Origin of the sequence: Lonsdalea quercina subsp. quercina (genome assembly GCF_000688695.1) — a bacterium.
In the GTDB taxonomy this organism is placed as follows: Bacteria; Pseudomonadota; Gammaproteobacteria; order Enterobacterales; family Enterobacteriaceae; genus Lonsdalea; species Lonsdalea quercina_D.
Genome location: NZ_JIBQ01000004.1, coordinates 285,433 through 310,907 on the forward strand (window position 1 = coordinate 285,433; position 25,475 = coordinate 310,907).

18 protein-coding genes are annotated in these 25,475 nt (G+C 56.7%); 11 read left to right on the forward strand and 7 right to left on the reverse strand.

The window, feature by feature from the left end:
* Positions 1 to 48 precede the first annotated feature (48 nt).
* Positions 49 to 669, reverse strand: coding sequence for a TIGR04211 family SH3 domain-containing protein (locus SB13_RS04570; RefSeq protein WP_026739223.1), 621 nt, complete (start codon positions 667 to 669; stop codon positions 49 to 51).
* Positions 670 to 912: 243 nt separating this feature from the next.
* On the opposite strand from SB13_RS04570, the gene SB13_RS04575 reads away from it, so the two are divergent.
* The 5 genes from SB13_RS04575 to SB13_RS04595 all read left to right on the forward strand — a co-directional run bounded on the left by SB13_RS04575 (position 913) and on the right by SB13_RS04595 (position 8,997).
* Positions 913 to 2,247, forward strand: a complete 1,335-nt coding sequence (locus SB13_RS04575; RefSeq protein ID WP_026739224.1) for a CYTH domain-containing protein — start codon at positions 913 to 915, stop codon at positions 2,245 to 2,247.
* Positions 2,248 to 2,302: 55 nt separating this feature from the next.
* A complete protein-coding gene (gene glnE, locus SB13_RS04580; RefSeq protein ID WP_026739225.1) occupies positions 2,303 to 5,158 on the forward strand; it encodes a bifunctional [glutamate--ammonia ligase]-adenylyl-L-tyrosine phosphorylase/[glutamate--ammonia-ligase] adenylyltransferase in 2,856 nt (951 codons plus the stop codon).
* 115 nt (positions 5,159 to 5,273) lie between these two features.
* Positions 5,274 to 6,701: a bifunctional D-glycero-beta-D-manno-heptose-7-phosphate kinase/D-glycero-beta-D-manno-heptose 1-phosphate adenylyltransferase HldE gene (hldE, locus tag SB13_RS04585; protein ID WP_026739226.1), complete on the forward strand. Its 1,428-nt coding sequence runs from the start codon at positions 5,274 to 5,276 to the stop codon at positions 6,699 to 6,701.
* An 11-nt stretch (positions 6,702 to 6,712) separates the two neighbouring features.
* Positions 6,713 to 8,761 carry an NAD-dependent DNA ligase LigA gene (gene ligA, locus SB13_RS04590; RefSeq protein WP_036151421.1) on the forward strand — a complete coding sequence of 683 codons (2,049 nt, stop codon included), beginning with the start codon at positions 6,713 to 6,715 and terminating at the stop codon, positions 8,759 to 8,761.
* A 2-nt stretch (positions 8,762 to 8,763) separates the two neighbouring features.
* Positions 8,764 to 8,997, forward strand: coding sequence for a DUF3820 family protein (locus tag SB13_RS04595; protein ID WP_026739228.1), 234 nt, complete (start codon positions 8,764 to 8,766; stop codon positions 8,995 to 8,997).
* Between the two features lie 23 nt (positions 8,998 to 9,020).
* Here SB13_RS04595 and SB13_RS04600 read toward each other — a convergent pair whose 3' ends face one another.
* The 4 genes from SB13_RS04600 to barA form a co-directional block, all read right to left on the reverse strand.
* The gene (locus SB13_RS04600) at positions 9,021 to 9,359 is read right to left on the reverse strand and encodes a FlxA-like family protein (protein WP_026739229.1); all 339 of its coding nucleotides are present in this window, start codon (positions 9,357 to 9,359) and stop codon (positions 9,021 to 9,023) included.
* Between the two features lie 303 nt (positions 9,360 to 9,662).
* Positions 9,663 to 10,034 carry a FlxA-like family protein gene (locus SB13_RS04605; RefSeq protein ID WP_026739230.1) on the reverse strand — a complete coding sequence of 124 codons (372 nt, stop codon included), beginning with the start codon at positions 10,032 to 10,034 and terminating at the stop codon, positions 9,663 to 9,665.
* A gap of 158 nt (positions 10,035 to 10,192) precedes the next feature.
* Positions 10,193 to 11,728, reverse strand: coding sequence for a methyl-accepting chemotaxis protein (locus SB13_RS04610; protein ID WP_026739231.1), 1,536 nt, complete (start codon positions 11,726 to 11,728; stop codon positions 10,193 to 10,195).
* A gap of 438 nt (positions 11,729 to 12,166) precedes the next feature.
* Positions 12,167 to 14,917 (reverse strand): two-component sensor histidine kinase BarA, encoded by a 2,751-nt coding sequence (barA, locus tag SB13_RS04615; RefSeq protein WP_026739232.1) that lies wholly within the window; start codon positions 14,915 to 14,917, stop codon positions 12,167 to 12,169.
* Between the two features lie 61 nt (positions 14,918 to 14,978).
* Here barA and rlmD point away from each other — a divergent pair, with 61 nt between their 5' ends.
* The 5 genes from rlmD to eno all read left to right on the forward strand — a co-directional run bounded on the left by rlmD (position 14,979) and on the right by eno (position 22,656).
* Positions 14,979 to 16,307 (forward strand): 23S rRNA (uracil(1939)-C(5))-methyltransferase RlmD, encoded by a 1,329-nt coding sequence (gene rlmD / locus SB13_RS04620; protein WP_026739233.1) that lies wholly within the window; start codon positions 14,979 to 14,981, stop codon positions 16,305 to 16,307.
* A 15-nt stretch (positions 16,308 to 16,322) separates the two neighbouring features.
* Positions 16,323 to 18,554 (forward strand): GTP diphosphokinase, encoded by a 2,232-nt coding sequence (gene relA / locus SB13_RS04625; protein ID WP_026739234.1) that lies wholly within the window; start codon positions 16,323 to 16,325, stop codon positions 18,552 to 18,554.
* A 63-nt stretch (positions 18,555 to 18,617) separates the two neighbouring features.
* Entirely contained in the window at positions 18,618 to 19,412 is a 795-nt protein-coding gene (gene mazG, locus SB13_RS04630) for a nucleoside triphosphate pyrophosphohydrolase (RefSeq protein ID WP_026739235.1), read from the forward strand.
* A 224-nt stretch (positions 19,413 to 19,636) separates the two neighbouring features.
* Positions 19,637 to 21,274 (forward strand): glutamine hydrolyzing CTP synthase, encoded by a 1,638-nt coding sequence (gene pyrG / locus SB13_RS04635; RefSeq protein ID WP_026739236.1) that lies wholly within the window; start codon positions 19,637 to 19,639, stop codon positions 21,272 to 21,274.
* Between the two features lie 80 nt (positions 21,275 to 21,354).
* Positions 21,355 to 22,656 (forward strand): phosphopyruvate hydratase, encoded by a 1,302-nt coding sequence (gene eno / locus SB13_RS04640; RefSeq protein WP_026739237.1) that lies wholly within the window; start codon positions 21,355 to 21,357, stop codon positions 22,654 to 22,656.
* Positions 22,657 to 22,955: 299 nt separating this feature from the next.
* Here eno and SB13_RS04645 read toward each other — a convergent pair whose 3' ends face one another.
* Entirely contained in the window at positions 22,956 to 23,942 is a 987-nt protein-coding gene (locus SB13_RS04645; protein WP_026739238.1) for an MBL fold metallo-hydrolase, read from the reverse strand.
* A gap of 181 nt (positions 23,943 to 24,123) precedes the next feature.
* Here SB13_RS04645 and queE point away from each other — a divergent pair, with 181 nt between their 5' ends.
* The gene (gene queE / locus SB13_RS04650; RefSeq protein ID WP_026739239.1) at positions 24,124 to 24,795 is read left to right on the forward strand and encodes a 7-carboxy-7-deazaguanine synthase QueE; all 672 of its coding nucleotides are present in this window, start codon (positions 24,124 to 24,126) and stop codon (positions 24,793 to 24,795) included.
* Between the two features lie 37 nt (positions 24,796 to 24,832).
* On the opposite strand, the gene queD is transcribed toward queE, so the two are convergent.
* A complete protein-coding gene (queD, locus tag SB13_RS04655; RefSeq protein ID WP_026739240.1) occupies positions 24,833 to 25,201 on the reverse strand; it encodes a 6-carboxytetrahydropterin synthase QueD in 369 nt (122 codons plus the stop codon).
* Positions 25,202 to 25,475: the final 274 nt, after the last annotated feature.

The following is a 25,475-nucleotide window of genomic DNA, read 5'->3' on the forward strand; positions in this document are numbered from 1 at the left end:
TATAACCTTTATTGATGTTCAGTGTCGGGTTTGACGACGGGCAAAGGATTAGCCCATCCAGCGATCGTTTTTCTTGCGACGCGGGATCAGATGCGGCAACACCAGTCCCAGCAGCAGACCTGCGCCCGCTACGCCGCCGCCGTACATGAACCACTGCAGGATCAGCGTGCGCTGTTTGTCATCCAACTGCACGTTGGCGGCGTTGACCTTCTTCTGCGCCACGACCAGCTGATTTTTCAGATCCTGATTTTCGCGCTGCAGCCCGGTGATCACGTTATCGCTGGCGGCGACTTTCTGCTGCATATCCGCGGTACGCTGGTTCCAGCTCTGGTCGATATTGGTCAGCTTGTCGGTCAGGACTTTCACCTGATTTTCCAGATCCGGCACGCGGGTGCGCAGGCTGGGCATCTGGCTCAGCTGATCGAGCGGGATCCAGCTGGCGCGGCCTTTGCTGTCGCGGATCTGGGCATAACCCGCCCCTTCGTTGACTTCCACGACGGAGACTTCTTCACCCGCCTTCAGCGTGCCGACAATACGGTACTGGTTGCCCGGTCCGCTGTGGATGTAGGTGATGAGTTCATCGGAGATGTAGCGTTTTTCTTCCGCCTGGGTGCCAAAGGTGACGGCAAGGCCAATGAGGCCGGCAATAATAAAGCGTAATTTCTGCATAAGATCATCAGGTTGCGTGAATGGATGTGAAATGTTCGTCGGATAAGTCTGACGACGAGGGTGACAAACCTAAATGGGAACTGTCTTACTCTTGTTTGTCAGCCGAAGACGCAGGATAACCGATGATGGCGGTGGCCGCACGTCTGGCGGCCTGCGGCGGCAAGGCGATGGCAACGGTGGCAAGGTAGCGTAAAATGTTATTTACTGACGAGATTCCCGCAGCATCCGGTGTAGCTAACTATTATGAGTGAAGAGATCGAACTGAAATTTATTGTCCATCCTGCCACGGTGCCAGCTTTGCAAACGCAGCTGAACCAATGGAAGAGCGATTACAGCCACAGCAAGCATTTACATGCGCATCAATTGGCGAACATCTATTACGAAACGCCGGACGGCTACCTGCGTCAGCACGGTATCGGGCTGCGTATCCGTGGGGAAAACGGCCGCTACGAAATGACCGCCAAAACGGCGGGCAAGGTGGTCGGCGGCTTGCATCAGCACCCGGAATATAACGTCGAGCTGGCAGGACCGCAGTTGGACATTCGTCTGTTGCCGGACGATATCTGGCCGGAGCAGTGCGACCTTGACGCATTGGCGGCAGAGTTAACGCCGTTGTTCAGCACCGATTTCCGTCGTGAAGTCTGGGTCGTGTCTCATCACCAAAGCATTATTGAGATGGTGCTCGATCGCGGCGAGGTGGTGGCCGGGGAATTGCAGGAGCCGATTTGCGAGCTGGAGTTGGAGCTGAAGGTTGGACAGCGTAGCGACCTGCTGGAATTCGCCGACGAGCTTTCCGATGTGGGCGGCCTGCGACAGGGCTACTTGAGTAAAGCCGCCCGCGGTTATCAGCTGGCTAAAGGCAATCCGCCGCGTGACAGACACGCCCTCACGTTCATGCCGGTCAAAGAAAAAATGACGCTTGATGAGGGCATCGAGGCGGGCCTGGAGTTCGGGCTGACGCACTGGCAGTATCACGAAGAGCTGTGGGTGCGGGGCGATCAGGCCGCGCGCGATAGCATGCTGGAGGCGGGAACGCTCCTACGGGAAATGCTGGTGCTGGTCGGCGGCGTGGTGCCGCGTAAAGTGACTTCAGCATTTCGCGGCGCCTTGACGGCTCTGGAAGCGAAGGCTTCGACCGATCTCGACGCAGAGACCGTCTGCTTCGATAAGGATTACCTGAAAAGTAAACTGGTGCTGACGACCTGGCTGCTGGAAGCGGGCTGGCGTCGTTATATGGATAACCGCGAGCGCATGCGTTTGCAGAGTTCCTATAAACGCTTCGCCGATATCATGCTGAGCCGGAGTCTGGCGGAGCTGAAGTCCGTGTTTGCGCATTCGCTGACGTCTTTGCATTACGAACAGCAGCTGCCGCGTCTGGAACGTGGTTTAAGCGCCTTTATGCTGCTGGGCGGTTTCTATCCGGAGGAGGAAGCGGGCGATTATGTTCGCATCTGGCGCGAGCTGGCGCAGNAAATCGCCAAGCTTAACGTCCATCAACCGGCGCCCGCGGCGTTGGATGAAACCCGCAAGCAGGCGATAGCGCGTCCGCCTTTCTGGCTGAACAGCGGACAATCATGATGCATTGAAGCCGGCCGCCTGTCGTCGGAGCAGGCGGCGGTGTGAGGATAGGTCGATGAGCAGCACTCCTGCGCCCCGTTTCCCATTACCCGCTTCGTTACTCTCTCAGGCCCAGCAGGCGTTGTCCCGCTGGCCGTCCTCTCCTGCGCTCTCGACGTTGACGGAGGAGGAGCAGGCGGCGGTCGCGATGAGCGATTTCGTCGGCGATGCGCTGGCGCGCTACCCTGACTGGCTGCACGACATCAGGCAATCGCCGCCGGTATCCAATGACTGGGAAAGCTATGCGGACGCGCTGCGGCTGGCGCTGAGCGAGGTACGCGATGAAGCCGCGCTGATGGCTACGCTTCGCACGTTTCGGCGTCGCATGCTGGTGCGTATCGCCTTCGCGCAGGCGCTGGGCACGTGCCGCACAGAAGAGACGCTGCGGCAACTGAGCGAGCTGGCGGAAGTGTCCGTCATCGCCGCCCGTGACTGGCTTTACGACGCCTGCTGCCGGGAATGGGGAACGCCCTGCAATCCACAGGGCGTTCCTCAGCCGCTGCTGGTGCTTGGCATGGGCAAACTGGGCGGGCGGGAACTCAATTTTTCCTCGGACATCGATCTGATTTTCGCCTATCCGGAAAACGGCAATACGCGTGGCGGACGGCGGGAGCTGGACAACGCCCAGTTCTTTACCCGGCTGGGTCAGCGGCTCATCAAAGCGCTCGACCAAATGACCGAAGACGGTTTTGTGTACCGGGTGGATATGCGCCTGAGGCCGTTCGGAGACAGCGGTCCGCTGGTGCTGAGCTTCACCGCGCTGGAAGATTACTACCAAGAGCAGGGGCGCGACTGGGAACGTTACGCAATGGTGAAAGCGCGGCCACTCGGCGAAGCGGATGCGGCGTATCGTCAGGAGCTGAATCAGCTGCTGCGTCCGTTCGTGTTCCGGCGCTACATGGACTTCAGCGTGATCCAGTCCCTGCGCAACATGAAGAACATGATCGCGCGCGAAGTGCGTCGTCGCGACCTGCGCAATAACATCAAACTCGGTCCCGGCGGCATTCGGGAAGTGGAATTTATCACCCAGGTCTTCCAGCTGATTCGCGGAGGACGCGAGCCGCAGCTGCAATCGCGTTCGCTGTTGCCGACGTTGCAACAGTTGGGCGAACTGGGCGTGTTGCCTGCGGAACAAACGTCGCGGCTGCGGGAAGCCTATCTGTTCCTGCGTCGGCTGGAAAATCTGCTGCAGGCCATCGCCGACGAACAGACTCAGACCCTGCCGGAGGACACGCTCAATCAGTCCCGCTTGGCCTGGGGCATGGCCTACGACAGCTGGCCGTCGCTGTGCGAGGCGTTGACGCGTCACACGCAGGCGGTGCGCGACGTCTTCAACGAACTGATAGGCGACGATGCGCCCGACGGCAGCGATGATCCGGCCCACGAACACTTTCGCAGCCTGTGGCAGGACGGGTTGGATGAGGCCGAGCTGGCGTCGCTGACCCCGCATCTGCCGGAAGAGAACCGGACGAACCTGTTGCATCAGCTACAGGACTTCCGTTCCGAGCTGTCTCGCCGCACCATCGGTCCGCGTGGCCGGGACGTGCTGGACCAATTGATGCCCGCGCTGCTGGCGGAAGCCTGTCAGCAGGAGCAGGCCGATGTCATCGTCTCGCGCATCACGCCGCTGCTCATCGGCATTGTCACACGAACGACCTATCTGGAGCTGCTGCTCGAATCACGTCCGGCCTTGAAACACCTCATCCGCCTGTGCGCGGCCTCTCCCATGCTCGCCAGTCAGCTGGCGCGTTATCCGCTGCTGCTGGATGAGTTGCTCGACCCTGCTACGCTTTATCAACCGACGGCGCAACATGCCTATGCGGACGAACTGCGTCAGTATCTGATGCGGGTGCCAGAAGATGACGAAGAGCAACTGCTGGAGGCGCTGCGCCAGTTCAAGCTGACGCAGCAGCTGAGAATTGCCGCCGGAGATATCGCGGGCGCGCTGCCCGTCATGAAAGTCAGCGACCATTTGACCTATCTGGCCGAGGCGATTATCGCCGCTGTAGTGCAACAGGCCTGGCAGAGTATGGTGACGCGTTATGGACAGCCATCGCACCTGCAACAGCGGGAAGGGCGCGGGTTCGCCGTGATCGGCTACGGCAAGCTGGGCGGCTGGGAGCTGGGTTATGGCTCCGATCTCGATCTGGTCTTTTTGCACGACTGTCCGGCGAACGTGATGACCGACGGCGAGCGCAGCATCGACGGTTATCAGTTCTATCTGCGGTTGGCCCAGCGTGTCATGCATCTGTTCAGCACGCGCACCTCTTCCGGGATCCTTTACGAGGTGGACGCGCGGCTGCGGCCGTCCGGCGCGGCGGGCATGTTGGTCAGTACCGTCGGAGCGTTCGACGACTATCAGCGTCACGATGCCTGGACCTGGGAACATCAGGCGCTGGTTCGCGCCCGAATGGTGTACGGCGAAACCGACGTCCAGCAACAGTTCGAGGCGATACGCCGACATGTTCTTTGCCGGGAGCGCGACGGCGAAGCGTTGCGTGCCGAAGTGCGTGAGATGCGGGAGAAGATGCGGCGTCACCAGACCTATCGAGATACGAATGCTTTCAATCTGAAGACGGACGCCGGCGGCATCATCGACATTGAGTTTATCGTGCAGTATCTGGTCCTGCGCTATGCGCACTCACAGCCGGCATTAACGCGCTGGTCCGACAATGTGCGGATTCTGGAGATGATGGCTCAGCACGGCGTGATGGAGGAAGACGAGGCCAATGCGTTGACGCGGGCTTACATCACGCTGCGCGACGAACTGCATCGTCTGGCTTTGCAGGAGCGCTCCGGGCGCGTGAGCCGCGCGCACTTCAGCGTTGAGCGCGAGCAGGTGGAACGCAGCTGGAAAAACTGGCTGGGCTGAGAGATTGTGCGCAAAATCGCCGCCGCCTCCGCGGATTTCCCCCGTGGGGGCCGTCCCGTCGGGCGAGCTGTGGTAGTATAGCGCGCGTTAAAATGAACCCTTTTTGGAGCAGGGAATGAAAGTTACGCTACCTGATTTTCGTCAAGCCGGTGTCCTGGTGGTGGGCGATGTCATGCTCGACCGTTATTGGTATGGTCCGACCAGCCGTATTTCGCCGGAAGCGCCGGTACCGGTGGTCAAGGTCGACACCATCGAGGAGCGTCCGGGCGGCGCGGCGAACGTGGCGATGAATATCGCGGCGCTGGGCGCCGGTTCGCGCCTGGTCGGCCTGACCGGGATCGATGATGCGGCCCGGGCGCTGAATGCCAAACTGAGCGAAGTCAATGTGCAGTGTGATTTCGTCTCCGTCGCGACGCATCCCACGATTACTAAGCTGCGGGTGCTGTCCCGTAACCAGCAGCTGATCCGTCTGGACTTCGAGGAAGGGTTCGACAACGTTGACCCGGAGCCGATGATTGAACGCATTCAGCAGGCGCTGCCGAAAATTGGCGCGCTGGTGCTGTCGGACTACGCCAAAGGCGCGCTGGTCCACGTGCAAAGCATGATCCAGACAGCCAAGGCGGCCGGCGTGCCGGTGCTGATCGACCCGAAAGGCACGGACTTCGCCCGCTATCGCGGCGCCACGCTATTGACGCCGAACCTGTCGGAATTCGAAGCTGTTGCAGGCCGTTGCCGCGACGAAGACGATCTGGTCGCGCGCGGTATGAAGCTGATGGCGGAATTGGATTTGTCCGCGCTGCTGGTGACGCGTTCAGAGCAGGGTATGACGCTGCTGCAGCCGGGTCAGACGCCGCTGCATCTGCCGACGCAGGCGCAGGAAGTGTATGACGTGACCGGCGCTGGCGATACGGTCATCGGCGTACTGGCCGCCGCTCTGGCCGCCGGTAATCCGCTGGAAGAAGCCTGCTTCCTGGCCAATGCCGCCGCGGGCGTCGTGGTCGGCAAGCTGGGAACCTCCACCGTCACGCCGATCGAGCTGGAAAATGCGGTTCGCGGTCGTGCGGAAACCGGGTTCGGCGCGATGGACGAAGCGCAGCTGAAAGCGGCGGTCGCACAGGCGCGTCAGCGCGGCGAGCGTATCGTGATGACCAACGGCTGCTTCGATATTCTGCATGCCGGCCATGTTTCCTATCTGGCGAACGCCCGCAAGCTGGGCGACCGTCTGATTGTCGCCGTGAACAGCGATGCATCGACTCAACGTCTTAAAGGCCCCACTCGTCCGGTCAATCCGCTGATGCAGCGTATGATCGTGCTGGGCGCGCTGGAAGCCGTCGACTGGGTAGTGCCGTTTGAAGAGGACACTCCGCAGCGTCTGATTGCCGAAATCCTGCCGGATATTCTGGTGAAAGGCGGCGATTACAAGCCGGAAGAGATCGCGGGCAGCAAAGAAGTCTGGGACAACGGCGGCGAAGTCAAAGTGCTGAACTTTGAGGACGGCTGTTCGACCACCAATATCATCAATATCATCAAGGCCAGCCGCTGATCGATGTCGTTATGTCAGAGAAAGGGTTTACTCCATTGAATTCACAGTCTGTTGAAGCACGTCTTGAAACGCTGCGCACCCAGCTTCGTTATCACGAGCACAAGTATCATGTGGAGGATGCGCCAGAAATTCCCGATGCGGAATATGACCGTCTGATGCGTGAGCTGAAAGCGCTTGAGCAAGAACATCCGGCGCTGATCACGCCGGACTCGCCGACGCAGCGAGTGGGCGCGGAGCCGCTGGCGGCGTTCGAGTCGGTACGGCACGAAGTGCCGATGTTGTCGCTGGATAACGTTTTCGACGAAGAAAGTTTTCAGGCGTTCTGCAAGCGAATCAACGATCGCCTGAAACACGAGGACGATCTCTCGTTCTGCTGTGAACTGAAATTGGATGGACTGGCGGTCAGCCTGCTATATGAAGAGGGTGTGCTGGTGCGTGCCGCCACCCGCGGCGACGGGACGACGGGGGAGAACATCACCTCGAACATTCGCACCATCGGCGCGATCCCGCTGCGGCTGAGCGGCGACGACATTCCGCGTCGGGTGGAAGTGCGCGGCGAAGTCTTTATGACGCATGGCGGCTTCGAGGCGCTGAACGAGGAAGCGCGTCGCACGGGCGGCAAGGTGTTTGCCAACCCGCGCAACGCCGCCGCCGGTTCGCTGCGTCAGTTGGACCCGCGCATTACGGCTAAACGTCCGCTGACCTTTTTCTGCTACGGCGTCGGACTGGTGGAGGACGGCACGCTGCCGGACTCCCACTGGGAGCGACTGCAACGCTTTAAGTCCTGGGGACTTCCGGTCAGCGATCGCATTCGGCGATGCTGCGGCAGCGACGCGGTGCTGGACTTCTACCGCCAGGTGGAAGAAACGCGCAGCGGTCTGGGATTCGATATCGACGGCGTGGTGATCAAAGTCGACGATCTCGCGCTGCAAGAGCGTCTTGGCTTCGTGGCCCGCGCGCCTCGCTGGGCGGTCGCCTACAAGTTTCCGGCGCAGGAGCAGCTGACTTGGCTGCGCGACGTGGAGTTTCAGGTTGGCCGCACCGGGGCGATTACGCCGGTCGCGCGGCTGGAGCCGGTGGCTGTCGCCGGGGTGGTGGTCAGCAACGCCACGCTGCACAACGCCGATGAAATTGAACGTCTCGGCATTCGTATCGGCGACCGCGTGACGGTGCGCCGCGCCGGAGACGTCATCCCACAGATCGTCAGCGTTGTGTTGACGGAACGTCCGCAGGAAACGCAGCCTATCGTTTTCCCTGACCAGTGTCCGGTCTGCGGCTCCGACGTCGAGCGGGTGGAAGGCGAGGCGGTGACCCGCTGCACCGGCGGTTTGTTCTGCGGCGCCCAGCGTAAAGAAGCGCTGAAGCACTTTGTTTCCCGCCGGGCGATGGACGTCGATGGAATGGGCGACAAGATCATCGACCAACTGGTGGAAAAGGAGTACGTGCACACGCCCGCAGACCTGTTCCGCCTGACGGCGGGCATTCTCACCGGGCTGGATCGCATGGGGCCGAAGTCGGCGCAGAATTTGGTCAACTCGCTGGAGAAAGCGAAGTCGACCACCTTTGCCCGTTTCCTGTATGCGTTGGGCATCCGGGACGTCGGCGAGGCGACCGCGGCGAGTCTGGCCGCGCATTTCCTGACGCCGCAGGCTCTGTCTGACGCGGATCTGGACGCATTGCAGCAGGTACAGGACGTCGGGATTGTCGTGGCGACACGCGTGCGCAATTTCCTGGATGAAGAGCATAACCAGCAGGTGATCCGGGAGCTTGTCGACGAGATTGGCATCCACTGGCCCGAGCCTGTTGTGGTCGACGTCGACGCCTCATCCAGTCCGTTTGCAGGCAAAACGCTCGTGCTGACGGGGTCGTTGAGCGTTCTGTCCCGCGACGAAGCCAAAGATCGCCTGACGGCGCTCGGCGCGAAGGTCAGCGGCAGCGTATCGAAAAAGACCGATATGGTGATCGCGGGCGAAGCGGCGGGGTCGAAACTGACTAAGGCGCAGTCGTTGGGCATTCCGGTCATTGACGAGGCGGAAATGATACGCTTGCTGGAGCAATAGCGATGGAAAAAGCCGACCTGCTGGCGATAGCCAACACGACGATGCCGTTTGGTAAATACAAAGGCCGGGCGCTGATCGATCTGCCGGAAGAGTATCTGCTGTGGTTCGCACGTAAAGAGGTGTTTCCCGAAGGGCGTTTAGGCGAGCTGCTGCAACTGACGATGGTGATCAAAATGGAAGGTTTGCAGGGGTTGATCAAACCCCTGAAAGACGCCTCAAACGGCCGGTCTGACTGACCGGCTCGTTCCTTTTCTTACCCTTACACGTAGACGTTAATCTGGTTGTTGGCGGTAGGGCGATTAATGCCGTCCGCCAACGTCGAGAAACTGCTGGTCTGCGTGCTGCTATTGGTGGCATAGCTTTGCGTCTGAGAAGATTGCAGCTGGGAAATCTGGGCAGCGAGCGCCTGAATCTGCGCTTCAATCATCTGAATCTCCATCTGCGCGCTGGGATCTTCACCGCTGCTGGACGTGACCTGACTCAATTGTTGGGTCAGATGCTGTATCTGCTGTTGCAACCGGGCAATCCTTTGTGTGTTATCACGGTTGCTGGACGAATCGCTGAATGATGTCGACGATATTGCGCTGATTGCGGCCATGATGTCTTCCTCCATTGTCAGCCTTGGTAGGCTATGGAGTGATTATAAAACAAGTGAGTTAGGCGAATATTTAGCACTTTGTCTGAAAAAACACAGAAATTTGCGGCAAAGCGTGGGGAAAGCGTAAAGAGGCGGTTTACGCCATGACGGTGCGGGGTTCAGGCAGGCGAAGCGTGACGACGATGTTCAAGGGGCTTTTGTGGGATCGCCGGCTATAGAGTAGAAAACGCGGTCGGGCGTCAAGGCCCGACCGTGGGTCACTCTCCAGGATGACGCCAAAAGCGCCAAACTGGCAGAGGACCGTCAGATATAGATATCAATCTGATTGGTGTCGGTTGGCTGATTGACGCCTTCCTTTTTGCTGCTGGAACTCGACGCATTGCTGCTTTCAGCGACGCTCTGCTGTTGCTGACTTTGCTGGGCCTGCGCCATTTGCTCCTGAGCCTGCTGGGTTTGGAGCTGCTCAATCTGAGCTTCAATCATCTCAATCTGTGCCTGCAACATCTGCGTTTGAGTGGCTTTCGTCTCTTCATCCGCATTTGAAGTGGACACATCCTTCAACTGCTCGGTGGTTTTTTCCAGTTTCTGATTGAGCTGGTTGATTTTCTGCGTGTAGTTGGTCGAACCGCCAGATGAACTGCTGCTGACGGAAGACACTGAGCTGATACTTGTCATTTTCGCTCCTTAATCATTGTGTCATGCCATGATACTCATCCCTTACCCTGCGCCAATGTACGCGGAGGGTAAGATCTCATTGTCGGCGAATTGTTATAATCTTTTAATGCTAGTTCAGTATAAAACATTCACTGTTATGCTCGCCGGTTTCCTTTGCGTTAGCGTCCGTAGACGTTAACCGCTTCCGTCAGGCGGATAGCCTGCTGTTTCAATCCTGTCGCCACGCCGGACGATTGGGTGACCATCTCGCTGTTACTTTGCGTCATTTGCTCGATCTGGGCGATGGAGTCGTTGATCAACGCCAGCGCCGACGTCTGTTCCCGTGTGGCGAGACCGATCTCGTGGATGAGGCCGCTGACCTGTCCGACATGTTCCACGATGCTTGAAATATGCTGGTCGGCCTTTTCTACCAGATGGCTGCCGTTTTGAACGCTGGCGACGTTATCGTCAATCAAGGCCTTGATCTCTTTGGCGGCGGAAGCGGAATTTTGCGCCAGCTGCCGGACTTCGGCGGCGACGACCGCGAATCCTTTACCTTGTTCGCCCGCGCGGGCTGCTTCCACGGCGGCGTTAAGAGCCAGAATGTTGGTCTGGAACGCGATGCTGTCGATGACGGCAATGATGTCCACCACCTTTGCACTTGCCGCGTTAATCGCGCTCATCATCTCGACGGTCTGCCGCATGATGTCGCCGCCTTGCTGTGCCGCCTGAGTGGCGTCGTCGGTCAGTTGAATTGCGTTCGCCGCCGTTTCGGCGCTTTGGTGGACAGCTGAGGTGATCTCTTCGATCGCCGCCGCCGTTTGCTGCAGGTTGCCCGCCGTCTCTTCCGTGCGTTGGCTCAGGTCGACGTTGCCTGCCGCCAGCTGCTCGCTGACGCTTTTCATGCCCGCCACCTGAGTGCTGACGTCGTCGACCAGCGAGTTCAGATTGAGCGAGAATTGATTGACCACCCGCAGCAGCATGCCGATTTCATCCACGCGGTTGAACCGCAGAGCATCGACTTTTCTGCCCGAAACGACGCGCTGCGCCTGACGGAGTAGGGTTTGCAGAGGGCGGGCGATTTGCTGCTGTAAAAAGATGTCCAGCAACAGCATGGTCAGCAGCGAAGCGAAGGCTTGCGGGAGAATGCCGGCGCCGGACAGGGACAAAAGAAAAGGTATCATACCGCCAGCCAAGACGGCGCAGCGCAGACGCCAGCGTACCGGCATTTTTTGGAATAGGGAGAGAATGGATAACAGGCCCGTTCTGACCACCAATCCTTTATAGAATTTGCGACGACCAGCCTGCTGTTTGATGACCGCGTCATAGAGCGCCGCGGCGGCTTTGACTTCTTCTGCTTCCGGCGTGTTACGTACGGAAATATAACCAGAAAGTTTATCGTTATGATAAACCGGCGTGACGTTAGCGCGGACCCAATAATAATCACCGTTTCTGCGGCGATTTTTTACCATGCCAGTCCAGCTGTCTCCCTGTTGCAGGGTATACCACATGTCTGCAAAGGCTGCGGGGGGCATATCCGGATGACGGACAATATTATGGGGTTGGCCCATAAGTTCTTCGGCGTCAAATCCGCTGACCCGAATAAAGGCCGAATTGGCATAGGTAATATGGCTTTTGATGTCAGTCGTTGACATTAACGTGGTATCCGCGCTTAGCGAATATTCTTGTTGGCTGACAGGTGTATTAACCCTCATAACAAAACCCCGAGTGTGTGTCGTCGTAAAAGAAATAAATGAAAAATAAATAACCGATTGAATAAGAAAATTTATTAAAAGAGTGGCGCTTTATTATTATCGATGGTGGTTTGGGAATAGGACTTATTTATATAAGGCAATCGCCGTCTATTCGGGGGTGTTTCCACCAGGCTGGGGATTATCCGGTAAAGGGTGATATTGTCAATTTATTCGTGATTTCAGGATGTAGATAATACTCATTCTCGTGATAATGAGTATTTAAACGATAAAGTCATTTGATGAATTTAAATAATCACAAAATAAAAATTAGATTTTGTTTGAGTTGTTAAAAATATAACGAATTATGTATTTATCCCGCTCAACAAGGTGTTTACAAAGCAGATAAAATAAAATGACATTAATTCCCCCCTTGAAGAGGGAATTAATGAGAGCGTTTTGTTAATCGGCAAGATATTGTCTCGCCGCTTTCTCAACATGGGCCATTTCATCCAGCAGTTCTAGCCACTCCGGCTCTAAGGCTTCTGCCGTTACGCCGCGACGCAGCTGCTGTTCCAGATAGGCGCAATGTTGTTTGAGACGAGGCACGCCGCTATAACTACAGCTGCCGTGCAGTTTGTGGATGGTTTCCAACAGCGATGCCTGATGCTGCCCATTCAATTGCGCTTCAATCTGCGGGCGCACCTGGTCCAGGAAGTCCAACAGCATTTTGAGCAAATCACGAGCCAGTTCCGGCTTGTTGGCGGCCTGCTGTTGTGCCAGCGCCCAGTCCAGCGACGGCGTTTCCTCGGCGGCGTCGACCGGGGTGGCTTCCGGCTCCGGCACGTGCCTACGCAGCACGCTGTACAGCATCTTTTCATCAATGGGTTTAGACAGATAGTCGTCCATGCCGGACTGGAGAAACTGCTCCCGCTCGCCGTGCATGACCTGTGCCGTGACGGCAATGATTGGCGTGTCTTTATGGTTGGGCAACTGGCGGATCAGCTCGCTGGCATGCAGACCATCCATTCCCGGCATCTGAATATCCATCAGTATCACGTTCAAGTCGTTTTGTTTGGCCTGTTCCACCGACTCCGCGCCGCTTTCGCACAGAATGATGTCGTCCACCAGCTCTTTCAACAGCGTGCCGATCAATTTCAGGTTCGCCAGATTGTCGTCGACCGCCATCACCCGCAGCGGCAGTCGCGGGGTTTCCTGCTGACGATGAAGTTCCAGCCCAGTCGTGTTCGCATAGTTGCACTGGAACAGATTGGTGTCCTGCAACAGCGGCAGAAGGCGCGCTGAGGTGATCGGTTTGCTCAGGCAGGCATGAACGCCCAATGATTTCAGCTGTTCCGCATCCATCTGCGCCAGGCTGGGCAGGGCGAGGATCACGCAGGGCGCGCGACGGCAGAGACTGTGGATCTTGGGGGTGAAATCCAGCAGCGTATTGCGGTAATGGACGGGAATGCCGACCAGCAAAATATCGAATTTTTGCGCCGGCAGTTGTTCGGTTGTGGGGCTGTAGCTGACGGTCAGCGGCGTTCGCCTCAGCACATCCAGCGTCGCCTGCGCGGCTGCCGGGTTGGCTTCGACATAGGCCAGATTTTTCCCTTGCAGCATATCGAAGTAGTTATTAAGCACGGCGGGGTGCGGGTTCAACTGCAGATTCAGCGTACACCAGAAGGTCGACCCCTTATCGGGCACGCTGTGGAAGCGGATATTGCCGCCCATTTCCTGCACGAGCCGCTGGGTGATCACCAGACCCAGTCCGGTTCCGCCATGCCGACGGGAGATGCTGGTATCGGCTTGTCGGAAAGCCTGAAACAGCTGGGTTTGCTGCGTTTCATCAATCCCAATGCCGGTATCTTTGATTTGAATTTCCAGCTGCGCCTGCTGATGCTGTTGGGAACGTTTTTCCACGCGGATATCAATGTTGCCGTGCTCGGTGAACTTAATCGCGTTGCCCAGCAGGTTAGTGACGATTTGCTGGATGCGTAATGGGTCGCCGATAAACTGTTCCGGGACATCGCGCTTGATGTTTAGCGTCAGCTCCAGCCCTTTCTCGTGCGCGGTATGGGCCAGCAGTATCACCATTTCATCCAGCGTGTTGTGCAGAGAGAAAGGGATGTGCTCGAGCACTAGCTTGCCAGCTTCCAGTTTGGAGAAGTCCAACACGTCATTGATGATGTTCAGCAGGTTGTTGGCTGAACGTTCAATCGTGTGCAGGTAATCTTGCTGCGTGGGCGTCAGCTGCGTTTTCAGCGTTTGTCGGGTGAAGCCGATCACGCCGTTGAGCGGCGTGCGCAGCTCATGCGACATATTGGCGAGAAACTCGGACTTGATGCGGGCGGCTTCCTGAGCGCGCTTCTTGGCTAAATCCAGCTCAACGTTCTGAATTTCCATCTGCTCCAGCGTTTCTCTCAGGTCGTAAGTTGCCTGATCGATATTCTGCTGCATCTCTTCGTGGTAGGCGGTCAATGACATCGCCATCGAATTGATGCCGTTTTTCAGCATGTGCAGCTCGCCAAGCATCTTGCCTTCGACGCGGCTGTCTAGCTGGCCCCGGCGAATGCGGTCGACGGTATCCACCATATTGCGGATGGGCGTGGTGACGTCCCGCATCAGGCGATAGGCGAACAGCAGCGCGCACCCCATACTCATCAGCAACAGCAGACCGGCCAGACCGATTTCCCGATACTGCTGCAGTTCGATGTTATCCAGATTCAGGGCGATGGCGACATACCCCACCGGCGCTATGCGGGCATTGCTGGTGGGGAGCGACGGGGACAGCGCCTCCTCCGTCAGCAGCGGCATACGCATGATGAGGTGATTGTCCCGTTCGAAAATCTGGAGCGAATCCGGCACCGGCGCTCCTTCCGGCAGCGCCAGGATATTGTTGATATCGCGAGAGTAGGTGCTCACTAAGGGACGATGATGCGTATCGAAAACGCTGATGGCGCGAACCACATCGGCGTGGCGGCGATGCAGCCGGTGTACCAGCTGGCGCAGCGTTTCCGGCTGGTGCTGGGCGATGGCGAATGCGCTGTTGATCGCCAGAGGTTCAATAATGCTGCTGCCGGCTTCCGTCAGCTGATCCTGCAACTGATTATAACGATGAATGATGAAGAAGCCGCTGAGCAGGAGTCCCACCAGCAGCGTGGGCGCCAGAATCAGAATCATCATTCGTGCACGCAGACTGTATTTGGTCATGGGGGTCCAATGTGGGAGAATTGAGGCTGATTAATCCGTTAATACATGACATCACACTTATATGGCGCAATTCTACTCCCCAAAACGGCGTGTGACGACCCGTCAACGCATCACCGTGTCGGTCAATGACCTCGACCCGTTCGGTCAGGGCGTGGCGCGTCATCAGGGGAAAACGATTTTCATCGCTGGCGCGTTGCCGGGGGAACAGGCCGAAGTTCAGGTGACTGAGGATAAGAAACAGTTTTCCCGGGCGAGCCTGAAACAGCTGTTGAGCAAGAGCGAAGATCGTGTCGACCCTCGCTGCCCGCATTTCAACGTCTGCGGGGGCTGTCAGCAGCAGCATGCCAGTCAGGCGCTTCAGGAACGGAGTAAATCCAGCGCCCTAATGCGGTTGATGGCGAGGGAGATCGGAGTCACCGTGCCTTCGCCGGATGTGATTAGCGGCCCGGCCTACGCCTACCGACGCCGTGCCCGGCTTGGGTTATACTTTCAGGCTAAATCACAGCGATTGCAGATGGGGTATCGCCAGGCGGCCTCGCACGATTTGGTGGAGGTGCGTCACTGCCCGATACTATGTTCCGAGCTGGAAGCGCTGCTGGTACCTTTGCACGAATGCCTCAGCAGCCTTCAGGCGAAAAGGCGTCTCGGTCATGTCGAGCTGGTGCTCGCCGATCAAGGGCCGCTGGTGATTCTGCGCCATCTCGATCCGCTCTGCGCCGCAGACCGTCAGGCGCTTATCGCACTGGCGCGCGCGCGGTCGATATCGCTGTTTCTCGCCGGTGAGACAGACGCCCTTGAGTGTCTGCACGGCGAAATGCCGACGTATCACATTGACGATCTTTCCCTGGCGTTCAGTCCGCGGGACTTCATTCAGGTGAACGACGTCATCAATCGGCAAATGGTTAGTCAGGCCTTGTCCTGGCTCGATGTGCAGCCGCAGGACCGTGTGCTTGACCTGTTTTGCGGTATGGGCAATTTTACGCTGCCGCTGGCCCGGCGGGCCGCCGAAGTCGNCGGCGTGGAAGGCGTGCCGGCGTTGGTGGCCAAGGGACAGGAAAATGCCCGACGCAACGGTTTATCCAACGCGGTATTCTTTCATCATAACCTGGAAGAGGACGTCACCCGGCAGCCGTGGGCGTCGCAGGGGTTCAACAAAATAGTGCTCGATCCGGCCCGCGCCGGCGCGCCGGGCGTTATGTCTCACATCGTGAAACTGGCGCCTGAGCGCGTGGTCTACATATCCTGTAACCCGACCACGCTGGCGCGAGACAGCAAAGTGCTATTGGAGGCCGGCTATCAGCTGGCGCGGATAGCGATGCTGGATATGTTTCCACACACCGGGCATCTTGAATCCATGGCGTTGTTTCTGCCCGGCGCCGGTGGTCGGTAAAGAAAGGGAGAATTTATGGTTGCGGTAAGAAGTGCACATTTAAATACCGAAGGCGAATTCGAACCCGATGTGTGGATCGCGTCTTTGGGGATCGCCAACCAGCAGTCATGCGAGCGCCTGAAAGACACCTGGCGCTATTGTGAACAGCACACGAAAGATCATCCGGATGCGTTGTTGTTGTTGTGGCGCGGCATCGAAATGGTCGAGATCCTCTCCACGCTGAGTATGGATAACGACAGCCTGCGGGCGGCCATGCTGTTCCCGCTGGTCAATGCGGATGTCGTCGACGAAGAGACGCTAAAAGAAGCGTTCGGTCAGAATATCGCTAATCTGGTGCACGGCGTCAGGGATATGGATGCGATACGTCAGCTCAAGGCCACGCAGCACGACTCCGTCGCGTCGGAGCAGGTGGATAATATCCGGCGGATGCTGCTGGCGATGGTGGAAGATTTCCGCTGTGTCGTCATCAAGTTGGCGGAGCGTATCGCCCACCTGCGCGAAGTCAAGGACGCCCCGGAAGAAGAGCGGGTGCTGGCGGCGAAAGAGTGCACCAACATCTATGCGCCCCTGGCGAACCGGCTGGGCATCGGTCAACTGAAGTGGGAGCTGGAAGATTTCTGCTTCCGCTATCTGCACCCCGAAGAGTACAAACGCATTGCCAGTCTGTTGCATGAACGGCGCATCGATCGCGAGCAGTATATCGACGACTTCGTGACCAACCTGCGTCAGGCGATGGAGAAGGACGGGCTGAAAGCCGAAGTGTACGGCCGTCCGAAACATATCTACAGCATCTGGCGCAAGATGCAGAAAAAATCGCTGTCCTTCGACGAGCTGTTCGACGTCCGCGCCGTGCGGATCGTCGTCGAGCGTTTACAGGACTGCTACGGGGCGCTCGGGATCGTACATACCCACTATCGTCATCTGCCGGATGAGTTCGACGACTATGTCGCGAACCCGAAGCCGAACGGCTATCAGTCTATCCACACCGTGGTGCTGGGGCCGCGCGGTAAAACGCTGGAGATCCAGATCCGTACTCGCGAAATGCATGAGAACTCGGAACTGGGCGTCGCCGCGCACTGGAAGTATAAAGAAGGCGCGTCGACCACCAGCCGCTCCGGCTACGAAGGGCGTATCGCCTGGCTGCGTAAGCTGCTGGCCTGGCAGGAGGAGATGGCGGATTCGGACGAAATGCTGGACGAGGTGCGCAGCCAGGTCTTCGACGACCGCGTCTACGTGTTTACGCCGAAAGGCGATGTCATTGATTTGCCGACCGGTTCGACGCCGCTGGACTTCGCTTATCATATTCATAGCGACATCGGGCATCGCTGCATCGGCGCCAAGGTCGGCGGCCGCATCGTACCATTTACCTATCAGCTGCAGATGGGCGACCAGATCGAAGTCATTACTCAGAAGCAGCCGAACCCCAGCCGGGATTGGCTGAATCCTAATCTGGGCTATGTCACCACCAGCCGCGGGCGGTCCAAGATCCACAACTGGTTCCGGAAACAGGATCGCGATAAAAATATCCTGGCGGGCAAGCAGATCCTCGACAACGAGCTGGAAAACCTGGGCCTCAGCCATAAGATGGCCGAAAAACTGCTGTTGCCGCGTTACAACATCAATTCGATGGATGAGTTTCTGGCCGGGATCGGCGGCGGCGATATTCGCCTGAATCAGGTCGTCAACTTCCTGCAGTCCAAGGTTAATCAGCCGAGCGCCGAAGAACAGGATCGTGAGGCGCTGCGTCAACTGACCCAGAAGACCCCGGCGCCGACGCGCGCGAGCAAAGACAACGGGCGCGTCGTGGTGGAAGGCGTCGGCAACCTGATGCACCACATCGCACGCTGCTGTCAGCCGATCCCGGGCGACGATATCGTCGGCTTCATCACCAAAGGGCGTGGGATCTCGATCCATCGGGCCGACTGCGAACAGCTGGACGAACTGCGCGGCCATGCGCCGGAACGCGTGGTGGATGCGGTTTGGGGGGAAAGCTACTCCAGCGGATACTCGCTGGTGGTGCGCGTGACCGCCAACGACCGTAGCGGTCTGCTGCGCGACATCACGACCATCCTCGCCAACGAGAAGGTCAACGTGCTCGGCGTTTCCAGCCGCAGCGACGTCAAACAGCAGCTCGCGACGATCGACATGGAAATCGAGATCTACAACCTGCAGGTGCTGGGCCGGGTACTGGCCAAGCTGAATCAGCTTCCTGACGTCATTGACGCGCGTCGTCAGCAGGGCAGCTGAGCCGCAGTCCAATCATCTGGGCGGGCCCGTTGCCCGCCCATTCAGCCTCAACCAGGAAACGTTATGTCCTCATCCATCTCCCGACTGCTCACTATCATGACGCGGCTGCGTGACCCGCAAAGCGGCTGCCCGTGGGATAGCAAACAAACCTTCGATTCGATAGTTCCTTACACGCTGGAAGAAACCTATGAAGTGCTGGACGCCATCCGGCGTAAGGATTTCGACGATTTGCGCAGCGAGCTCGGCGATCTGCTGTATCAGGTCGTGTTTTACGCCCAGATGGCTCAGGAGCAGGGACTGTTCGACTTTTCCGACGTCTGCGACGCCATCAGCGACAAGCTGGAGCGGCGTCATCCGCATATTTTCGCCGGGGCCGATGCGCCGAACGCCGCCGACGCGCTGAAAACTTGGGAGCAGACCAAGTCCAAGGAGAGAGCCGAAAAGGCACTCCACTCGCAGGTCGATGATATCCCGGAAGCGTTGCCAGCGCTGATGCAGGCGCAAAAAATTCAGCAGCGCTGCTCGGCGGTGGGGTTTGACTGGAAAACGCTGGGACCTGTCGTGGACAAGCTGTACGAAGAAATCGACGAGGTCATGTTCGAGGCGAAGCAGGCGGTGGTGGATCAGGAACGCCTGGGCGAAGAGCTGGGCGATATGTTCTTCGCCGCCGTCAATCTTTCACGACATTTGGGCCATAAGGCGGAAATCACGCTGCAGGACGCAAATCGTAAATTCTGTCGCCGTTTTCGTCAGGTAGAGCAAATCATTAGCGAAAAAGGGAAAACNCTTCCCGAAGCCAGCCTTGAGGAAATGGAGGCTGCCTGGCAGCAGGTAAAATGTGAAGAAAAAGGGCATTAAGGGATTTTAGGTCTGAAATGGCTGATAATTCACATATTTTGTTTTATCAGTATGATTTTTCAGGAAGATGTTTTGCCGCGACTTCGCAAGGTCGCGGCGACCACGGACAGGATGACTATCCGATATTAGGCAAAACGAACATTTGTGGCGCCCATCAGGTTCCGGTATACTACTTTCCCGTCTTGGTCTTCCATCATCCTTAAACCTAAACTCTCAGGTTCAGCATGACAACTAATTATATTTTTGTGACCGGCGGGGTCGTATCCTCTCTGGGTAAAGGCATTGCCGCAGCCTCTCTGGCGGCTATTCTCGAAGCCCGCGGCCTCAACGTGACCATCATGAAACTGGACCCGTATATCAATGTGGATCCGGGGACAATGAGCCCTACGCAGCACGGTGAAGTGTTTGTCACCGAAGATGGCGCCGAAACCGATCTCGACCTGGGCCACTATGAGCGTTTTATTCGCACTAAAATGACGCGCCGCAATAACTTCACCACCGGACGGATCTATTCTGACGTCCTGCGCAAAGAGCGCCGTGGTGATTATCTGGGTGCGACCATTCAGGTTATCCCCCATATCACCAACGCGATCAAAGAGCGCATCATCGAAGGCGGCGAAGGCCACGATGTGGTGCTGGTCGAAATCGGCGGTACGGTGGGCGATATCGAATCGCTGCCGTTCCTTGAAGCGATTCGTCAGATGGCCGTGGAAGTGGGGCGTGAACACACCCTGTTTATGCACCTGACGCTGGTGCCTTATCTGGCGGCCGCAGGCGAGGTGAAAACCAAGCCCACGCAGCACTCCGTGAAGGAACTGTTGTCCATCGGGATTCAGCCGGATGTGCTGATTTGTCGTTCCGATCGCACAGTACCCGCGAACGAGCGCGCGAAAATTGCATTATTCTGCAATGTGCCGGAAAAAGCGGTGATATCTCTTAAAGATATTGATTCTATTTATAAAATTCCGTCGCTATTGAAATCGCAGGGCCTGGACGATTATATTTGTAAACGATTCAGCCTGGAGTGCCCGGAAGCGAACCTGTCAGAATGGGAACAGGTCGTTTACGAAGAAGCCAACCCGGGCGGCGAAGTGACTATCGGCATGATCGGCAAGTACGTTGAACTGCCGGATGCCTATAAGTCCGTTGTCGAAGCGCTGAAGCACGGCGGTTTGAAAAATCGTCTGACCGTGAACATCAAGTTCATCGACTCGCAGGATGTAGAAAGCCGCGGCGTCGAAGTTCTGAAAGATTTAGACGCTATCCTGGTGCCGGGTGGTTTCGGCTACCGCGGCGTGGAAGGCAAGATCATGGCAGCGCGATATGCTCGCGAGAACAAGATCCCTTACCTAGGCATTTGTCTCGGCATGCAGGTCGCGCTGATGGAGTTCTCCCGCAACGTCGTGGGTATGGAAGGCGCGAACTCCACCGAGTTTGTCCCTGACTGCAAATACCCCGTTGTGGCGCTGATCACCGAATGGCGCGATGCCGAAGGCAACCTGGAAGTGCGTAGCGAAGAGAGCGACCTCGGCGGTACAATGCGCGTCGGCGGGCAGGAATGCCATCTGACCGAAGGCAGCCTGGTTCGCGGCCTGTATGGCGAGCCGACGATCATCGAGCGCCATCGTCATCGTTATGAAGTCAACAACATGTTGTTGAAACAGATTGAAGCGGCGGGATTACGTGTTGCTGGTTATTCCGCCGACCGCCGACTGGTAGAGATTGTTGAGATCCCTGATCATCCGTGGTTCGTAGCTTGTCAGTTCCATCCGGAATTTACGTCCACGCCGCGTGATGGGCATCCGCTGTTCGCTGGCTTTGTGAAAGCCGCGGGAGCGTACCAGAAACGTCAGGAAAAATAGGGTTTTGTCAGCAACGCGCGTCCAGAGGTCGCGCGTTGTTCGTCTGAGGTTTTAGTTTAACTTGTACTGAGGAAAATCTAATGTCCAAAATTGTTAAAGTCATTGGCCGTGAAATCATCGACTCACGCGGAAATCCGACCGTTGAGGCTGAAGTTCACCTGGAAGGTGGTTTCGTAGGTCTGGCTGCTGCACCGTCAGGTGCTTCCACTGGTTCCCGCGAAGCGCTGGAACTGCGTGATGGCGACAAATCTCGTTTCCTGGGTAAAGGCGTGACCAAAGCTGTTGCAGCTGTTAACGGCCCGATCGCACAGGCTGTTCTGGGCAAAGATGCCAAAGATCAGGCTAACATCGACCAGATCATGATCGACCTGGACGGCACTGAAAACAAATCCAAATTCGGCGCTAACGCAATCCTGGCCGTTTCTCTGGCTTCTGCTAAAGCTGCTGCCGCTTCCAAAGGCCTGCCGCTGTACGCACACATCGCTGAACTGAACGGCACCCCGGGTCAGTACTCCATGCCGCTGCCGATGATGAACATCATCAATGGTGGTGAGCACGCTGACAACAACGTCGACATCCAGGAATTCATGATTCAGCCTGTTGGCGCGAAAACCGTTAAAGAAGCCATCCGTATGGGTTCAGAAGTGTTCCACAACCTGGCTAAAGTTCTGAAAGCTAAAGGTATGAACACTGCAGTCGGCGACGAAGGTGGTTATGCACCGAACCTGGAATCCAACGCTGCTGCGCTGGCTGCCATCAAAGAAGCCGTAGAAAAAGCAGGTTACGTTCTGGGTAAAGACGTGACTCTGGCTATGGACTGTGCCGCTTCCGAGTTCTACAACAACGAAACTGGCAACTACGAACTGAAAGGCGAAGGCAAAACCTTCACCTCTCAGGAATTCACTCACTACCTGGAAGAACTGACCAAACAGTATCCGATCGTGTCCATCGAAGATGGCCTGAACGAATCTGACTGGGAAGGTTTTGCATACCAGACTAAAGTCCTGGGCGACAAAATCCAGCTGGTGGGCGACGACCTGTTCGTCACCAACACCAAGATCCTGAAAGAAGGTATCGACAAAGGCATCGCTAACTCCATCCTGATCAAATTCAACCAGATCGGTTCTCTGACCGAAACGCTGGCTGCAATCAAGATGGCGAAAGACGCTGGCTACACTGCCGTTATCTCTCACCGTTCTGGTGAAACTGAAGATGCGACCATCGCTGACCTGGCGGTAGGTACTGCAGCTGGCCAGATCAAAACTGGTTCCATGAGCCGTTCTGACCGTGTAGCGAAATACAACCAGCTGATTCGTATCGAAGAAGCACTGGGTGCCAAAGCGCCGTTCAACGGTCTGAAAGAAGTGAAAGGCCAGGCTTAATCGCCTCCTTTTCTTCTCTGGAGTCTGATGCGAAATAGCGTTCAGACTCCGGTGGGATTGAATACAAATCCGGAAGCGCGTCCTGCGCCTCCGGATTTTTTTTGCCTGTCGTTTAAAACTGACTCAGCAGGCGACTTTTCTCGGTTCTTATCTCCAAAACCAAGACTTTATCGGGTAGACAGCTCTGAACGCATCGCGTGCCATGGTTGCGGTGGCGTCAGCCATGGAGAAAGAGGCAAAATGAAAGGATAAAGCGGAGGAGGGGGCAGGGAGAACGTTCCCCCTGCCGTAGACCTTATTTACTGCGCAGCCAGCCCTGACAGGCTGTAGTTGGCCGGAACCCAGCGATAGCCGTTTGGCTGGCCGTCACTGTCTTTTAGCACCTTAACGTGGCCGAGACCGGGGAAGCTGATGTGCGCGCCCGCGACCCAGTAGCCCTTGTCAGCCGCATCCGCCAAAATGGACGCGCGGTTTTTCGCTGCGGTATCCATATCCGAGTCGAAGTTGATCGTGGTGGCTGGCAACGAGAACTGAACGGCAGCGGCATGGATGATGTCGCCCCATACCAAGAGCTTGGCGCCATCGCTATCGACCCACATCCCCGAGTGACCCGGCGTGTGACCTGACAGCGGCAGGGCGGTGATCCCCGGTACGATCCGATCGTTGCCGCTATACACCTTCATTTTCTTCGCGGCATTAATCACTTGGAACGTATTCTGAGCCAGCTGGAAATTCGCTTTGCCGTCGGCTGGCGCTTTTTGCAGGTTCGCTTCACTCAGCCAGTAATCTCTGTCGGCTTTGCTGATGTAGACCGCCGCGTTAGGGAAAGTCGGTTTACCGTTAGTCAGCAGACCGCCGATGTGATCGCCGTGCAAATGGGTCAGGATCACAGTATCGACCTGATCCGGTCGATAACCCGCGGCTTTCAAATTACTCAGAAGACGGCCTACCGGCGCGCCCGGTTTTTCGCCGTTACCGGTATCGATCAGAACCAGATTTTTGCCGGTGTTGATCAGGAAGGTATTAATGGAGGTTTCGACGGCGGACGGGTCCAGTTCGTCATCCGCCAGACGCTGTTTGATGATGTCTGCCGGCGTGCGCGCCAGCAGCGTTCCCATCGGCATCGTAAATGTGCCATCTGAAAGCGCGGTCACCTCAAATTGCCCGAGCATCAGTCGGTAGTAGCCCGGCTGGGTTTTTACCTGCGGGACGGCCTGAGCGTTCACCACCACGGGAACGGCGAACAGCGTCATTAAACACAACGTCAGAGATTTCAGCGAACTCATGTCTTTCGTTCCTTGTCGTTTTCGGGTTTTGATGGATTAAGCCTAGCACTAAATAGCGATTATTAACCGGTCGTGAGTCATGACTCAATCAAAACCTATCAGGCTAATGATGACGGTTGTTTGGCGACTCATCGGCGATCTGCGATAATGATTTTTTACGCAACCGCTACAGTGGAAAAACATGCAGTACCCGATTAACGAAATGTTCCAGACCTTACAGGGAGAGGGCTATTTTACCGGCGTTCCCGCGGTGTTTATCCGTTTACAGGGATGCCCGGTAGGGTGCAGCTGGTGTGACACCAAACACACCTGGGAAAAGCGTCCGGAGCGGGAAATTCCGCTCAAGCAGATCGTCGATAAAACGACGGAGAGCGATGCCTGGGGACTGGCCAGCGTGGACGACATCGTGGGCCATATGACGCAGCTGGGCTATACCGCCCGGCATGTGGTGATTACCGGCGGCGAGCCCTGCATCCACGATCTGACGACGTTGACTCAGCGACTGGAAGCGCTGGGCTTCAGCACCCAAATCGAAACCAGCGGGACGCACGAAATCCGCTGCTCAACCGATTGCTGGGTCACGGTCTCGCCAAAGGTGAATATGCGCGGCGGCATGGTCGTTATCGATCAGGCGCTGCAGCGGTCGGATGAAATTAAACATCCGGTGGCGCGGGAGCGTGATATTGAAACGTTGGATGCGCTGTTGAACCGGTTGGATGATGATAAGGCGCGGGTCATTGCGTTACAGCCTATCAGCCAGAAAGAAGAAGCGACTCGGTTATGCATTGCCACCTGCATAGCGCGTAACTGGCGTTTATCCATGCAGACCCACAAATACCTGAACATAGCCTGACGACAACCTGACCGGTGCGTCCGTGCTGGTCAGGCGACTACTTTTCCTCTCCCCGATACACACAACCTGCTGTGCAGGTTTCTTTGACCCGGACGGCGGTTAAGAGCGGCAGTATCGGTTTCAGTCTTTGCCAAATCCACTGAGCCAGAATTTCACTGGTGGGATTTTCCAACCCAGGAATTTCGTTCAGATAGTGGTGGTCCAACTGCTCCCAGATCGGACGAGAGATGGCTTTCAGTTCGGCAAAATCCATCACCCAGCCGGTATAGGCATCGACTTCGCCGGTAATTTCCAGTCGAACCATAAATGAGTGGCCATGCAGGCGGCCACATTTGTGTCCGTCTGGAACATGGGGAAGCCGATGAGCGGCTTCAAACTGAAAATCTTTAAACAGCATGGTTGGCATGACGGTGAATCTCATATGACCTGAAAAAACCGACGCATACTACCGGAAAGTGCGCCTTTGCGCTATTTTCCGCCGCAAAGAAGCGTAAATGGTAATTTTTATCATTTGATTTCTGATGCCTATTTGCTAATTTTATTTTTATAAAACAATCGTTTAATTCAATTTTCGGCCTATATCGTTTTTTGTGGTAAAGGGTATATAAAAAACCCTTTAGTCATTTTGGTTATTTGATATTTCCATCATTTCTTTAATTGTTAAGATGGGGGTCGCTACC